Source organism: Pinisolibacter sp. DMC100, from assembly GCF_056313705.1.
Map to the genome: position 1 here is coordinate 388,552 of NZ_JBQUZT010000003.1, position 13,650 is coordinate 402,201.

The 13,650-nt window shown below is 69.3% G+C and carries 12 protein-coding genes; 4 read left to right on the forward strand and 8 right to left on the reverse strand.

Annotation, left to right across the window (positions count from 1 at the left end):
• Nucleotides 1-12: 12 nt before the first annotated feature.
• The 8 genes from ACT541_RS14960 to ACT541_RS14995 all read right to left on the reverse strand — a co-directional run bounded on the left by ACT541_RS14960 (nucleotide 13) and on the right by ACT541_RS14995 (nucleotide 9,611).
• Entirely contained in the window at nucleotides 13-393 is a 381-nt protein-coding gene (locus tag ACT541_RS14960; protein ID WP_476137884.1) for a hypothetical protein, read from the reverse strand.
• Between the two features lie 200 nt (nucleotides 394-593).
• Nucleotides 594-1,565, reverse strand: coding sequence for a galactofuranose ABC transporter, permease protein YjfF (yjfF, locus tag ACT541_RS14965; protein WP_476137885.1), 972 nt, complete (start codon nucleotides 1,563-1,565; stop codon nucleotides 594-596).
• Nucleotides 1,562-2,641 carry an ABC transporter permease gene (locus tag ACT541_RS14970; RefSeq protein ID WP_476137886.1) on the reverse strand — a complete coding sequence of 360 codons (1,080 nt, stop codon included), beginning with the start codon at nucleotides 2,639-2,641 and terminating at the stop codon, nucleotides 1,562-1,564. The genes yjfF and ACT541_RS14970 overlap by 4 nt, the downstream gene beginning before the upstream one ends.
• Entirely contained in the window at nucleotides 2,638-4,143 is a 1,506-nt protein-coding gene (locus tag ACT541_RS14975) for a sugar ABC transporter ATP-binding protein (RefSeq protein WP_476137996.1), read from the reverse strand. Before ACT541_RS14975 ends, ACT541_RS14970 begins: the two co-directional genes overlap by 4 nt.
• A gap of 124 nt (nucleotides 4,144-4,267) precedes the next feature.
• Nucleotides 4,268-5,218 carry an ABC transporter substrate-binding protein gene (locus ACT541_RS14980; RefSeq protein ID WP_476137887.1) on the reverse strand — a complete coding sequence of 317 codons (951 nt, stop codon included), beginning with the start codon at nucleotides 5,216-5,218 and terminating at the stop codon, nucleotides 4,268-4,270.
• 701 nt (nucleotides 5,219-5,919) lie between these two features.
• Nucleotides 5,920-7,662, reverse strand: a complete 1,743-nt coding sequence (locus ACT541_RS14985; protein ID WP_476137888.1) for an HAD-IIIC family phosphatase — start codon at nucleotides 7,660-7,662, stop codon at nucleotides 5,920-5,922.
• Nucleotides 7,663-7,756: 94 nt separating this feature from the next.
• Nucleotides 7,757-9,049 carry a glycosyltransferase family 87 protein gene (locus ACT541_RS14990; protein WP_476137889.1) on the reverse strand — a complete coding sequence of 431 codons (1,293 nt, stop codon included), beginning with the start codon at nucleotides 9,047-9,049 and terminating at the stop codon, nucleotides 7,757-7,759.
• Between the two features lie 100 nt (nucleotides 9,050-9,149).
• Nucleotides 9,150-9,611 (reverse strand): Lrp/AsnC family transcriptional regulator, encoded by a 462-nt coding sequence (locus ACT541_RS14995; protein WP_476137890.1) that lies wholly within the window; start codon nucleotides 9,609-9,611, stop codon nucleotides 9,150-9,152.
• 82 nt (nucleotides 9,612-9,693) lie between these two features.
• On the opposite strand from ACT541_RS14995, the gene ACT541_RS15000 reads away from it, so the two are divergent.
• The 4 genes from ACT541_RS15000 (at nucleotide 9,694) to ACT541_RS15015 (ending at nucleotide 13,576) form a co-directional block, all read left to right on the forward strand.
• Nucleotides 9,694-10,503, forward strand: a complete 810-nt coding sequence (locus ACT541_RS15000) for an aspartate/glutamate racemase family protein (protein ID WP_476137891.1) — start codon at nucleotides 9,694-9,696, stop codon at nucleotides 10,501-10,503.
• A gap of 24 nt (nucleotides 10,504-10,527) precedes the next feature.
• Nucleotides 10,528-11,832, forward strand: coding sequence for an NAD(P)/FAD-dependent oxidoreductase (locus ACT541_RS15005; protein ID WP_476137892.1), 1,305 nt, complete (start codon nucleotides 10,528-10,530; stop codon nucleotides 11,830-11,832).
• Between the two features lie 58 nt (nucleotides 11,833-11,890).
• Nucleotides 11,891-12,397, forward strand: coding sequence for an L-2-amino-thiazoline-4-carboxylic acid hydrolase (locus ACT541_RS15010; RefSeq protein ID WP_476137893.1), 507 nt, complete (start codon nucleotides 11,891-11,893; stop codon nucleotides 12,395-12,397).
• Nucleotides 12,398-12,460: 63 nt separating this feature from the next.
• Entirely contained in the window at nucleotides 12,461-13,576 is a 1,116-nt protein-coding gene (locus ACT541_RS15015; protein WP_476137894.1) for an ABC transporter substrate-binding protein, read from the forward strand.
• The last annotated feature ends 74 nt before the right edge of the window (nucleotides 13,577-13,650 follow it).

The window sequence follows — 13,650 nt, forward strand, 5'->3', positions numbered from 1 at the left end:
GATGCCGCAGCCTCAAGAAATTGCATTTTCGCCATGCATCTCGAAGACTTGTCCGCGCCGGCGGCGGGCGTCGCGGCGGATCGCGGCCTCGGGGAAGGTGAGGGCCCGTTCGGCCGCGCTCGCGTCGCGGCGGTCGAGCAGGCGGTCGACGGCGTCGGGCGCCGCGCCGGCCTCGAGCAGCAGGCGGCAGGGGAAGTGCGTCGCGGCGTAGAGCAGCGCCGCGTCCGTCGGGTCGTGGGCGGAGACGTCGGCGGCGAAGGCGGCGAGCGCCGGGCGGATGTCGTCGAGGCGACGGGCGAGGGCATCGACGTCGAGCCCGTGGAGGCCCGAGAGCCGCGAGCGGACGAAGGCGGCGCTGCGCCGAAAGGCTGCGAGATCGGTGACGGATGCCATGGCGGCGTCTCCCTCGTCGAGCCGTCGCGACCGGCCGACGGGCGGAGGTCCCGTCGCGATCGGTCGCAAGACATATGACGTCATATGTGTAATCGATTTCAACCGTTTCGTCCACCGCTGCCAAAAATGCGGACGCCCGGCCCGCGGGGAGCGGGTCGGGCGTGACGCTGAAGAGTGATACCGGTGGGGGCGCGCGCCGCTCAGGCGTGGGCGGTTTCGTCGACGCCGCGGACCGAGCTCATGATCAGCTTCTGCATCAGGATGAAGACGAAGAGCAGGGCGCCGACGACGATGCGGATCCACCAGCTGTCGAGCGAGCCGTCGAAGACGATCAGCGTCTGGATCAGCCCCTGGATCAGCCCGCCGAAGACCGTGCCGGCGACGAGGCCGACGCCTCCGGTGAGCAGGGTTCCGCCGATCACCACCGAGGCGATGGCGTCGAGTTCGACACCGGTCGCGGCCAAGGGATAGCCGGAGGCGGTGTAGAGCGCGTAGGTCGCCCCGGCGAGGGCGCCGAAGACGCCGTTCAGCGCGTAGACGCCGACGATGGTGCGCCGCACCGGCACGCCGAGGAGGAGCGCCGAGGTGGCGTCGCCGCCGACGGCGTAGATGTCGGCGCCGAAGCGGGTGCGATGGGCGATGACCAGTGCCACGGCGAGGGCGGCGAGCATCATCAGCGCCGGGCCGGAGATCCAGCCGTCGCCGGGCAGCGGGATCTGGAACTCGGAGAAGGCATCGACGAAGGGGTGTTTGATCGGGATCGAGTCGAGGCTGATGACGAAGCACAGGCCGCGCAGCATGAACATGGCGGTCAGCGTCATGATGAAGGGTTGGATCTGGAAGGTGGCGATGGCCCAGCCCATCGCCGCGCCGAGCACCAGACCGAAGACCAGCATCGCCGCGATCGCCGCCAGCGGATGCCAGCCGTGGGCGATCAGCGTCGCCATCGCCAGACCGACGAAGCCGATCATCGAGCCGACCGACAGGTCGATGCCGCCCGACAGGATGACGAAGGTCATGCCGAGGCCGGCGATGATGACGAAGGCGTTGTCGGTCAACAGGTTGCCGAAGACGCGGGACGACAGGAAGTGGTCGAACCACAGCCCGCCCGCGCCGTAGAGCAGGACGAAGACCACGATCGTCGCGAAGATCGGGAGCCGGCGTTCTCTCATGGCGTGACCTTTCGACGGGCGACGAGGCGGCGCAGCTCGGCGCGCAGCGCCGGGGCCTGGAGCAGCAGGACGGCGAGGATGACCACGGCCTTGACGACGAGGTTGTATTCCGGCGGCAGGCCGCTCATCAGGATCGAGGTGGTCAACGACTGGATGATCAGCACGCCGACCAGCGTGGTGGCGAGGAAGATGCGCCCGCCGTTGAGCGAGGCACCGCCCAGCACCACGGCGAGGATGGCGTCGAGTTCCGACCACAGGCCGGCGGTGACGGCGTCGGAGGCGCGCACGTCGCCGGTGATGACGACGCCGGCCAGCGCCGCGGTGACGCCGCAGATGGCATAGGCCCCGAGCGTCACGGCGCGGGTGCCGACGCCGGCGAGCCGGGCGGCCGAGGCATTGGCGCCGACCGCCTCGACGAAGAGACCGTAGGCGGTGCGCCTGAGCAGCAGCCACAGCACGAAGACGACGCCGGCGACCAGGAACAGCCGCGACGGGATCACCCAGACGCGGCCGGTCGCCAGCGCCGAGAAGAACTCGGAGCGGAAGGTCGGGATCCGGCCGCCGTTGATCATCTGGGCGATGCCGCGGCCGGCGACCATCAGGATCAGCGTGGCGATGATCGGCTGGATGCCGAGGACGGCGACGAGGAAGCCGTTCCACAGGCCGCACAGCAGACCGACGCCGAGCGTGGCGGCGATCACCAGCCAGGGATCGACCCCGGCATGGACGAAATGCGCCATCACCGCGCCGGCGATGGCGATCACCGAGCCGACCGACAGGTCGATGCCGCGAGCGCCGATCACCACGGCCATGCCCAGCGCCACCAGGGCGATCGGCGTGCCGCGGTAGAGGATGTCGATCGTCGAGCCGTAGAGCCGCCCCTCGACCAGACGGATCGAGAAGAAGCTCGGCGAGATGAACCAGTCGACCACCAGGATCGCCGCCAGCGCCAGCAGCGGCCAGACGGCGGCGGGAATGGTGCGTCGGGCGGGACGGGCGGCGGCGGGCGGTGCGGCCGGCGGGGCGGCGGGCACGGTGTCGTCGGACGGGGTCGGGGTCATGGTCATCCGGGTCATCTGCTGGCGATCGCCTCCACGATGGCCGACCGCGTCACCGCGTCACCGGCGATCTCGCAGACCTTGCGACGGTCGCGCATGACGACGACACGGTGGGAGAAGGCGACGATCTCGTCGAGTTCCGAAGAGGCGACCAGCAGCGCCAGCCCCTCGCCGCACAGCCGGCGGATCAGGGCGACGATCTCGGCATGGGCGCCGATGTCGATGCCGCGGGTCGGCTCGTCGAGGATGAGGAGGCGCGGGCGGGCGGCCAGCCAGCGGGCGAGGATCACCTTCTGCTGGTTGCCGCCGGAGAGCTGGCCAACCGGCTTCTCGGCGTCCGGCGTGGCGATGCCGAGGGCGGCGATCATCTCGCGGGCGAGGCGGTCCTGTTCGGCGGCGCCGATGCGGTTCCACCAGCCGCGACGGGACTGCAGCGCGAGGATCAGGTTCTCGCGCACGCTGAGCTCGAGGATCAGGCCCTCGTGCTTGCGGTCCTCCGGGCAGAAACCGAAGCCGAGGCGGATCGCCTGACCGGGCGAGCGCAGGGAGACGGGCTCGCCCGCCACCCGGAGGCGGCCGCGATCGGCGCGTACGGCGCCGAAGATCAGTTTCGCCGTCTCGGTGCGGCCGGAGCCGAGCAGGCCGGCGAGGCCGACGACTTCGCCGGCGCGGACGGAGAGATCGACCGGCTCGATCCAGCGGGCCTTGCCGAAGCCTTCGGCCGCCACCACCGGGTCCGAGGTCGGATCGAAGCGGGCCTCGGGACGGGTCGCCTCGACCTCGGCCGCCAGCGCACGGCCGAGCATCAGCGTGACGAGGCGCATGCGCGGCATCGCCGCCACCGTGTCGGAGCCGGCGAAACGACCGTTCCGCAGCACGGTGATGCGATCCGAGACGGCATAGACCTGTTCGATGAAGTGGGTGATGAAGACGATCGCGATGCCCTTGGCGCGGATGTCGCGCAGCACGCCGAACAGGCGTTCGACCTCGGCGGCGTCGAGGCTGGCGGTCGGCTCGTCGAGGACGAGGACGCCGGTCTCGCGGTCGAGGGCGCGGGCGATGGCGACCAACTGCTGGATCGCCAGCGAATAGGAGCCGAGCGAGCGATCGAGGTCGAGATCGAGGCCGAGGCGGGCGAGCGCGCCGCGGGCGCGTTCCCGGGCACCCTTCCACGACACGAGGCCGAAACGGGTCGGCTGGCGGCCCAGCGTGAGGTTCTCGGCGACCGTCATGGTCGGGACGAGGTTGACCTCCTGATAGACCGTGGCGATGCCGAGGTCCTGGGCCGCGGCGGGGCTCTCCGGGCGAATGGTGACGCCGTCGAGTTCGATGGTGCCGGCATCGGCGGGATGCACCCCGGTCAGGACCTTCACCAGGGTCGACTTGCCGGCGCCGTTCTCGCCGAGCAGGGCGTGAATCTCACCCGGCACCAGGGTGAAGTCGACGCCGTCGAGCGCCTTCACGCCGGGAAACGTCTTGGTGATGCCTCGCATGGCGATGCGCGGCGTCGCGTCCGTCATCATGTCACCCCTTCGCTCGTCGTCCGTCGGGACCGACGCGTGTCGTTCCCGGCTCGCAGTCGTCTCCGCGCGGGAGGCGAGGGGGCGTTCCGGCGCCCCGCCGCTTCCCGCGCGAAGTCGGGGTTCACTTGATGCCGCGCTTGGTGATCTCGGCGGCGGCGTCGGCCTGGGTGTGGAGGTCGCTGTCGATCTTCACCCACTTCGGCCAGTCGTGCTTGCCCTTCAGATAGGCTTCGACGACGGTGTAGATGTCCTTGCCGATGTCGGAGCGCAGCTCGACCGAGGCGTTCGCCTCGCCGGCCGCCATCGCCTTGAACATGTCCGGCACGCTGTCGACCGACACCATCAGCACGTCCTTGCCCGGCTTCAGACCGGCTTCCTTCATCGCCTGGATGGCGCCGAGGAGCATGTTGTCGTTGTGGGCGTAGACCGCGCAGATGCCCTTGAAGCCGTTGGTCGCCTTGATGAAGCTCTCGGCCACTTCCTTGCCTTCGGCGGTGGTGAAGTTGCCGGACTGCGACTTGACGATCTTCATGTCGGGGAAGTTCGCCGTGATCGACTCGAAGCCCTTCTTGCGCTGGATCGCCGGGGCGGAGCCGACGGTGCCCTGCAGCTCGGCGATGTCGCACTTGCCCTTGGTCGCCTGGGCGAGCCAGGCACCGGCGAGACGACCCTCGAGGTTGAAGTCGGCGGAGATGCGGGTGACGAACAGGTCCTTGTCGCTGTCGACGTCGCGGTCGGCGAGGAAGACCGGGATCTTGGCCTGTTTGGCTTCCTTCAGAACGGCATCCCAGCCGGTGACGACGACGGGCGCGATGATGATCGCGTCGACCTTCTGGGCGATGAAGGAACGAACCGCCTTCAGCTGGTTCTCTTCCTTGCCCTGGGCGTCGGAGAACTTCAGGTCGATGCCGCGCTTGGCCGCCTCGTCCTTCATGTCCTTGGAGAAGGCGGGACGCCAGTCGCCTTCCGAGCCCACCTGCGAGAAGCCGATGGTCAGGGCGGACGCCGAGCCGGACGCGAATGCGAGGCCGAGCCCGAAGGTCACGGCGGCGAGCAGATCGAATTTCTTCATCGTTCCTCCTACCGGCCTTCCGGCCGATCATCGCCGAGGGAGGATACGAATGCGTCGGGAGCCCTTCCGAACCACGATCGATCGTGCGCGCCGTCATCCTCTCCCGACCAGGGAGAAGGCATGCGCTCCCCTACCGGAGCGCGGCTCACGCGATCGGTTCGTGGCGCGATGCCGACGCGCTCGGGTGGGACGAGCGGCGGGAACGGCGGACCGTCCCCCCGACGGCATCATGGACGTTTCGTCGACGAACCGAGACGACCCTCGACCGAGAGGACCGTCGCGGATGTATGCAATCCGACCCGTACGCAGACGGCTCGAGCCGTGCGTTAGTCTTTAGTCGAAGTGCGATGTCGAGCGTTCGGACGTCCTTCAGAAAAGAATCTCGGGCATTCGCGCTGTTCCTCCGCCGGTTCATCCAATGGACGACTGTCATGGCCGGCCGGATTGTTTTGTTGGCTTGGCCGACCATTGACACCTGCAAGGCGAGACCGCTTGCAAGGGCATTGAAATGGTACCTCTTGCGCGGGCGGTCGCAACGAGTCGATTTGGCTAATTACATGGACGATCCTGTCGCGAAGCTGCGACAATCGGGCCACCCGCAGTGCCGACGGGCGGTGCCGCGCCGCGGGCTCGGGCGGTCGCAGGGCGGCGGCCGGGCCTTTTCGGCGCCGCTTCGACCCGACCGTCACGGTCACGTGACGTCAACCGGCGCGGAGCGCGATCCAGTCCGGCACGCGGGCCGGCGTCGCGACGCGCCAGCGGCCGTCCGCCTCGACCATGCCGTGGTCGGCGGGGAAGGCGGCGCAGGTCCTGTTGCGGCCGGTGTCGACGAGCAGGGCCGCTTCGACGCCGTGGGCGGCCTCGAGGTGGGCGAGGAAGGCGGTCTCGATGCCGAGGCCGAAGACGCGGCAGGAGAGCACCATCTGCTCCAGCACCCGGTCGCGCAGCACGGCGACGGAGACGAGGCCGTTGTCGCCGAATCGGTCGGCGGCGCGCAGGCCGACGAGCGTGCCGCCTTCGGCGAAGAGGGCGCCGATCTCGGCATCCGACCAGCGCCTGCCGGTGGTGTTGAACTGGTTGGTCTTGTTCAGCAGTTCGAAGGCGCGGGCGAAGTCGGCATCGCTCTTGGCGGCGATCGGGCGGATTGCAACGGCGACGGCGAGATCGCGCAGCCAGTCTTCGCGCGACTGGCCGGCGGCGGCCTCGTCGCGCTTCTGCTTGGCGGCGATCAGGGCGGTGCGGGCGGTCGATTCGGCCGTCACCGCGGCGACCTGGGTGTGCGGCGAATGGAGAATGTGGGCGCGCCACAGGCTCTCGTCGCCGCTGAGCGTCCGGATCTCGGGCAGCGCGCGCGTCACCTCGTCGATCTCGCGCGGATTGTCGTCGACGAAGAGGACGTTGCCGGGCAGGAGATTGGTCGCGGCCAGGATGCGGCGGATGCTCTCCGACTTCGGACCCCAGTTGATCTCGAGGGCGCAGAAGTCGTCGATCCGCAGACGATCGCCCCAGACCCTGGCGAAGCGGGCGAGGGTCTCGTCGTGGTCGTTCTTGGAGGCGATCGCCAGGAGGCCGCCGCGGCGCTTGAACTCGAGCAGCGCCTCGGCATAGCCGAGCGGCCAGCCCTCGACGTGTTCGTGCGGCACGATCTCGTCGAACTCGGCCAGCACGCCGCGCCACAGCGTGTTGTCGAGGTCGGTGACGATCAACTTGATCGGCCTGGGCTGGGCGAGCACCACGAGGGCGCGGTGGAGGCGGACGACGAGTGCGGTGTGGAACTCGTCCGACAGCCGGCCCTTGATGCCGCCGTGGGTGAAGTGGTTGGTCCAGCCGTCGCTCAGGTCGCGGTCGCCGAGATGGTGCAGGACGTCGTTGAGCTCGAGGTAGTGGCAGGTCGGATCGGCCTCGAGCGCGTCGGCCATGGCGTCGTTCAGGAGCGTGACGACGCGGTGGAGCGAGCGGCGGCGGCCGTTCAGCAGCAGGCCCTGATAGGTGCTCGGCGGTTCGATGAAGCCGACGACGAAGACCGGCGCGCGGCCGGCGACGGCGGCCGAGATGTCGGCGACGATGCGTTCGACCCCGGCGCGGTGGGCGGCGACGAAGGCGTCGAAGGCGGCGTCGTCGGCGATGCGGGCATGGGCGAGGTCGTCGCCGAAGAGGCCGCGCAGGTTGGGCGTGACGACGACCGCGTCGAAGCCCGCCCAGTCGAGATCGGGAAAGCCGGCGGCCGGGTGGCTCGAATAGAGATGGCTCTCGACCGTGTCGCCCGCCGCCTCGAAGGCGCGGGAGAGCTTGTCGGTCATGCAGGTGCCGAGGAGCGCGATGCGCAGCGGCTTGGCGAAGGCCTCCGGGCAGCCCTCGCGGGTGATGCCGAGATGGTCGTGGCGCATCGCGCCGACGTGGCGGCGAAGCCAGCGCGACAGCCTGATCCTGAGCCGCTGCAGCATGTCGTTTCCGTCGTCCGATCGATCGCCGCGGGAGCGGCCCCGCGGCGATGGTTACAGCATGGCGTCGGGCCTGCCAATCGAGCGGGCCGCGGCCTCACGCGGCGGCGCGTGGACGCAGGAGCGCCGCCAACGCGCCGAGCCAGAGGGCGACCAGCGCGGCCGTGGCGATGCCCGACCAGAGGGCGAAGTCGTAGAGCACGCGGCCGACGAGGTCCTTGTTGACGGCGATCGCCACCACGACCGCGACGCCGAGGGTCGCGGCCGAGACGCGGTCGCCGGCGCGCACCGCCCGGTGGGCGAGGAGGACCGCGGCGGGGGCGACGATCGGGAAATGGGCGAGGCCCGACATCAGCGAGAAGGCGAGCATCAGCAACGGCACGATCGCCAGTTCGACGGCCCGCGCCTCGCGCTCGGCCGCTTCGCCGGCGGCCGTCGCCCGGCGGTTCCGCGCGGCGATCCAGGAGACGGCGAAGGTCGCGATGCCCATGGCGCCCATCACCGCGTAGGTCGCGAGCTTCAGCGGCCGGGCCTCGACCATCGCGGCGGCGGCGGAGACGACGGCCTCGCCGCCGGCGACCGAGAAGCGGGTGTTGACCAGCCGCTGGATCGTGCCGCCGAGCGACTGGTTGTAGATGTTGTGGGTGGCGGTGGTCGCCCAGGCGCCGAGCGTGGCGTTCATGTCGGCGGCGGGCAGCACGTGCCGCTTCAGCCACAGCGTCACCCAGGCGCCCTCGGGGGCAGGGTGGACGAGGTCGGGCAGCAGGGCGGCGACGGCGACGGTCGCGAGCAGCGCGATCGTCGCGCGGGCGTCGCGGCGCCACAGGAAATAGACGAGGAAGAGCAGCGGCGGCCCCTTGATCGAGGCGCCGAGCCCGATCAGCACGCCGGCGAGGAGCGAGCGGCCGCGCCAGTGGGCCAGCATGCCGGCGGCGACGAAGGCGTCGATCACCAGATCGGCCTGCTGGTGCAGCACGGTGTTCCAGGCGTAGGGGGCGGCCGCGATCACGCCGAGGGCGGCGATCGTCCAGGCGGCGCGGTTGTCACGCGTCGGATCGCCGAGGGCGGTCTCGCCGGCGAGCCGCCAGGAGACGAGGGCGACGATGCCGATCGCCGCGACGTTGACGACGTAGAAGGCGAGGCGCGTCGCCCATTCCGGCAGCGGCACGAAGGGCAGGCCGAGGATCGTCCCGAAGGGCGGATAGAGGTAGAGCGTGCCGACGTGGTAGAAATCCTCACCGCGGACGAGCTGGCGCGAGGCGAGGACGAAGACCTGCGCCCATTCGGCGTCCGGCCGGATCACCATCATCGCCGCCACCACGACGAAGGCGATCGCCCCGATGCCGCCGGCGAGCGGCTTCCACCGCGTCGCGATCCACCCGAAATCCATCACGCTCGTCCTCCCGGGTCGTCGCCCACGGCCATCCGCGACATGGGCTTATCATCCCGCGGCGCCGGAGCAATCCCCCTCGGCGGCGGCGTCCGGTCGCTCAGGCGTAGCGCAGCGGCACGGCGGTGGTGAACTTCATCTCCTCCATGGCGATGAAGGAGGTGATGTCGGTGAAGTCGAGCCGCGTGATCAGCTGCTTGTAGACGGCGTCGTAGATCTCGACCGAGGGGACGACGAGGCGCAGCAGATAGTCCATCTCGCCGGTCAGGCGGTAGGCCTCGACGATCTCGGGAATGTCGGAGATCGCCTTGCGGAAGGCCTCCAGCCACTCGATCGAATGGCGCGAGGTGCGAACGCCGACGAAGACCGTGGTACCGACGTTGGCGCGGCGGCGGTCGATCAGCGCGACGCGGCGGGAGATCAGCCCGTGGTCCTCGAGCGCCTTGATGCGGCGCCAGCAGGCGGAGACCGAGAGGCCGACCGTGTCGGCGAGATCGGCCACGGCGACGGTGGCGTCCTCCTGCAGCTCCTCGAGAATTCTCCTGTCGCGAATGTCGAGCACGACGCGCTCCATTTGTGCGTGTGACGAATTATGTGCAAATCAATGTCGCATGTTTTCGATATCATGCAATGAGTTTGCGTCGATGCCGGTTGTTTGTGCAAACGACGCGCATTCTCCGCATCGCTCCTGCGCTACCGTTTTTGCGTCGAACCCAAGACGGAGCAGGAAAGTGTCTCGCATCATCGGTCTGATCGGCGGCATGAGCTGGGAAAGCACCGCAACCTACTATCGTGAAATCAACGAGATGGTGCGCGACCGCCACGGCGGCCTCGTGTCCGCCGACATTCTCCTGCGCTCGGTCAACTTCGACGAGATCGTCGCGTTGCAGAAGGCCGGCGACTGGGTCGGCGCCGAGGCACGCCTCGCCGAGGCCGGTCGCGGTCTCGCCGGCGCCGGCGCCGGTTGCCTCCTCATCTGCACCAACACGATGCATCTCGTCGCCGACGGCGTCGAGCGCTCGGCCGGCGTGCCGCTGATCCACATCGTCGACGTGGTCGGGCGTGACCTGGCGGCAAGCGGGGTGAAGGCGCCGCTGCTTCTGGCGACGCGCTACACCATGGAACAGAATTTCTGGAAAGACCGTCTGCGGCGAAAGTTCGATCTCGACGTCATGGTGCCGGAAGAGCAGGATCGCGCCGTCGTCCACGACGTGATCTTCGACGAGCTCTGCCGTGGCGTGGTCAAGGAAACCTCCCGCCGTAGTTACATCACCATCATCGAGGCAGCCAAGGCGCGCGGTGCCGACAGCGTGATCTTCGGTTGTACCGAAATTGGACTTCTCATCAGTTCCGCCGATACCGATCTGCCGGTATTCGATTCCACCAAACTCCATGCCCGTGCCGCAGCCGATTTCTTCGACGGCCAGCTCGACATGGATCCCGTCGCCGCCTGACGACGTCTCTCCAGGACAAGCCGCATGCCCGTTCACGCCCAGCCCTTCCCGCCCTCGCTCTGGGCCGCCGTGACCCCGGACCGCCCCCCGGCGCCGGCGCTCGCGGGTGAAGTGCGGGCCGACGTCGCGATCGTCGGCGGCGGCATCACCGGCCTGTCCACCGCCCTCGAACTCGCCTCGCGTGGACGCTCCGTCGTCCTCGCCGAGGCGGCTTCGGTCGGCTGGGGCGCCTCGGGGCGCAACAACGGTCAGGTCATCCCGACCATGACGGGCGCCGAGCCGGACGGCATGGCGGTGCGCTTCGGCGAGACGGGCGAACGCTTCGCCCAGCTCGTCGCCGACAGCGCTACTCACGTCTTCGATCTGATCCGCCGCCACGGCATCGACTGCGAGGCGGTGCAGAACGGCTGGTTCCAGCCGGCCCATTCGCCGGGCCGGGTGAAGCTGTCGGCCGCTCGCGTCGAGGCCTGGGGACGGCGCGGCGCGCCGGTCCGCCTGCTCGACGCGGCCGAGACGGCGGCGCTGGTCGGCTCGAAGGACTGGTACGGCGGCATGCTCAATGCCTCCGGCGGTCATCTCAATCCGCTCGCCTACGTGCGTGGTCTGGCGAAGGCGGCGGAAGCCGCCGGCGCCCGGATCTTCGAGGGCACGGCGGTGACCGGTCTCGAGAGGGCCGGCGACGGCTGGCGGCTGACGACGGCCGGCGGCACGATCGTCGCCGACCGGGTGATGCTCGCCTCCAACGGCTACACCGACTGGTTCGCCCCCTCGCTCGCCCCGAAGATCGCGCATTCGCTGATCCCGGTGCTCTCCTGGCAGATGGCGACGGCGCCGCAGTCCGAGGCCGTCCGCGCGACGGTCCTGCCGGGGCTCCAGGCGCTCTCCGACACCCACGGCGATCTGCGCTTCTTCCGCTGGGACGCGCGCGGTCGCCTCGTCTCGGGCGGTGCGATGATCGTGCCCTTCGACGGCGCGCGGCGGCTGAAGGCGCTGATCGGCAAGCGCCTCGCCGGCATCTTCCCGCAGATGGGCGTGCCGTCCTTCGACTTCGTCTGGAACGGCCGCATCGGCATGACGCACGACCGCATGCCGCGGTTTCACCGCCTCGGAGAAGGTCTATGGACATGGGAGGCCTGCAACGGTCGCGGGGTGGCGCTCGCCTCCGCCCTCGGCCCGGTCTTCGCCGACGCGCTCGACGGCAAGCCGCAGAAGGATCTTCCCGTGCCGCTGACCGAGGTGCGTCCCTACGCGTTCCACGCCATCGCGAAGATCGTCGCACCGACGATGCTCGCCTGGTACCGCCACAAGGACGGGTGCGAGCCCGTCTGACGACGGGCCGCTCGACCCTCCCGCAATCCCGCAACGCGCAACCGACAGGAAGATCGAGATGACCGACAAATCCCCCTCCGGCCGCATGGTCCCGATCGAGTGGCTCCAGGGTGCCTTCACCATGCGCGCCGCGGCCTATGCCAACATGTTCGACGTGCTGCGCGATGCCTTCGGCACCGACAGGGCGGTCGAGCTGGTCGGCGAGGCGACCCGCCGCATGGGCGTGACCATGGGTGCCAAGTTCGCCGATCTCGGCCCGGCGAACCTCGTCGGCCTCAAGGACCGCTTCATCGGCGGCATCCCGGCGGTCGACGAGATCTTCGCCCCCGAGATCCGCCAGTGCGACGACGAGCGTCTCGAGATCAAGTTCCACCGCTGCCCGCTGAAGGAAGCCTGGCAGGCGATGGGGCGTTCGGAGGAAGACCTCGAACTCCTGTGCAAGGCCGGCGGCGCCATCGACGGCGGCCTCTTCAAGGCGGCCGGCTTCGTCTTCAAGGGCGAGACTTGGAAGCCGGGCGAAGAGGGTTGCTGCCGTCTGGTGGTCGAACCCGGCACCGCCGCCTGAGGCAAAGCAGTTTCGGAATTGACATTCCATCGGCCCCCTGAGGCCCTCGAGTGGAGAGAGAGCATGACGTTCACCCGCAGGACCATCGTCGGCTTCGCGCTGATCGCCCCCTTCGCCGCCGCACCGGCCCTTGCCGCCGACGCCATCCGTCTCGGCTACCAGCTGCCGCTGACCGGCAACACGGCGCAGTACGGCCAGGACTTCAAGACCGCCGCCGAGATCGCGCTCGAGCGCTTCAACGCCTCCGGCCGCCTGCCGGTCAAGGTCGAGATCGTGTTCGAGGACAGCCGCTCGGACGCCAAGGAAGGCGTGGCGATCGCCCGCAAGTTCGTCGACGACGAGAAGATCGTCGGCGTGCTCGGCGACTTCACCTCGGGCGTGTCGATGGCGGCGGCGCAGGTCTACAAGGAGGCCGGCATGCCGCAGCTCTCCCAGACCGCGTCGCACCCGGACTACGCCAAGATCTCGGAATGGCAGTTCCGCAACATCACGACGCAGGCCGGTGAGGGTCCCTTCAACGCCGACTGGATGCTCGGCAAGGGCATCAAGAAGGTCGCGGTGGTCGCCGAACAGACCGACTGGGGTCAGACCGTCACCAAGTACTTCTCCGAGCGCCTCACCGAGAAGGGCGGCACGGTCGTCCTGACCGAGTACTTCAACCGCGGTCTGCCGGACTTCCGCTCGCTGCTCACCAAGATCCAGCGCGAGAAGCCCGACGCGATCTACACCGGCTTCTTCTACGAGGACGGCGCCAACTTCCTGAAGCAGGCGAAGCAGGTCGGCCTCAACGTGCCGATCTGGTCGACGTCGGCGGCGCACAACCAGAAGATCATCGAGCTCGCCGGCGCCGATGCCGACGGTCTGTCGCTCACCACCAACTTCCTGCCCAACAGCCCCAAGCCGGAAGTGAAGAGCTTCGTCGAGGCCTGGGTGAAGGCGCGCGGTGCCGAGCCGGGTCAGTTCCCGGCGCAGGCCTTCGACGCCGTCAACATCATGCTCGAGGCGGTGGTGAAGACCTATCCGAAGACCACCCGCGCCTCGGTGCGCGACGCGCTCGCCGCCACCAAGGACTTCCCCGGCGTGACCGGCAAGACGACCTTCGGTCCGGACCGCGAGCCGGTGAAGTCGCTCTCCAAGGTGCGCGTCGTCGGCGGCGTCTTCACGCCGGTCGAGGACTGACGGCCCATCGGGAGCGGTTCGCCGCTCCCGCCCAGCCGCCGGGCGACCGGCGACCGATTGTTTCGACGCGACGC

Coding starts and splice junctions, on each gene's coding strand:
- ACT541_RS14980 (WP_476137887.1), bottom strand. CDS start 5,218: ATGAAGAAATTCGATCTGCTCGCCGCCGTGACCTTCGGGCTCGGCCTC.
- yjfF (WP_476137885.1), bottom strand. CDS start 1,565: ATGAGAGAACGCCGGCTCCCGATCTTCGCGACGATCGTGGTCTTCGTC.
- ACT541_RS15015 (WP_476137894.1), top strand. CDS start 12,461: ATGACGTTCACCCGCAGGACCATCGTCGGCTTCGCGCTGATCGCCCCC.
- ACT541_RS14990 (WP_476137889.1), bottom strand. CDS start 9,049: ATGGATTTCGGGTGGATCGCGACGCGGTGGAAGCCGCTCGCCGGCGGC.
- ACT541_RS14985 (WP_476137888.1), bottom strand. CDS start 7,662: ATGCTGCAGCGGCTCAGGATCAGGCTGTCGCGCTGGCTTCGCCGCCAC.
- ACT541_RS15010 (WP_476137893.1), top strand. CDS start 11,891: ATGACCGACAAATCCCCCTCCGGCCGCATGGTCCCGATCGAGTGGCTC.
- ACT541_RS14960 (WP_476137884.1), bottom strand. CDS start 393: ATGGCATCCGTCACCGATCTCGCAGCCTTTCGGCGCAGCGCCGCCTTC.
- ACT541_RS15005 (WP_476137892.1), top strand. CDS start 10,528: ATGCCCGTTCACGCCCAGCCCTTCCCGCCCTCGCTCTGGGCCGCCGTG.
- ACT541_RS14970 (WP_476137886.1), bottom strand. CDS start 2,641: ATGACCCGGATGACCATGACCCCGACCCCGTCCGACGACACCGTGCCC.
- ACT541_RS14975 (WP_476137996.1), bottom strand. CDS start 4,143: ATGACGGACGCGACGCCGCGCATCGCCATGCGAGGCATCACCAAGACG.
- ACT541_RS15000 (WP_476137891.1), top strand. CDS start 9,694: ATGCCGGTTGTTTGTGCAAACGACGCGCATTCTCCGCATCGCTCCTGC.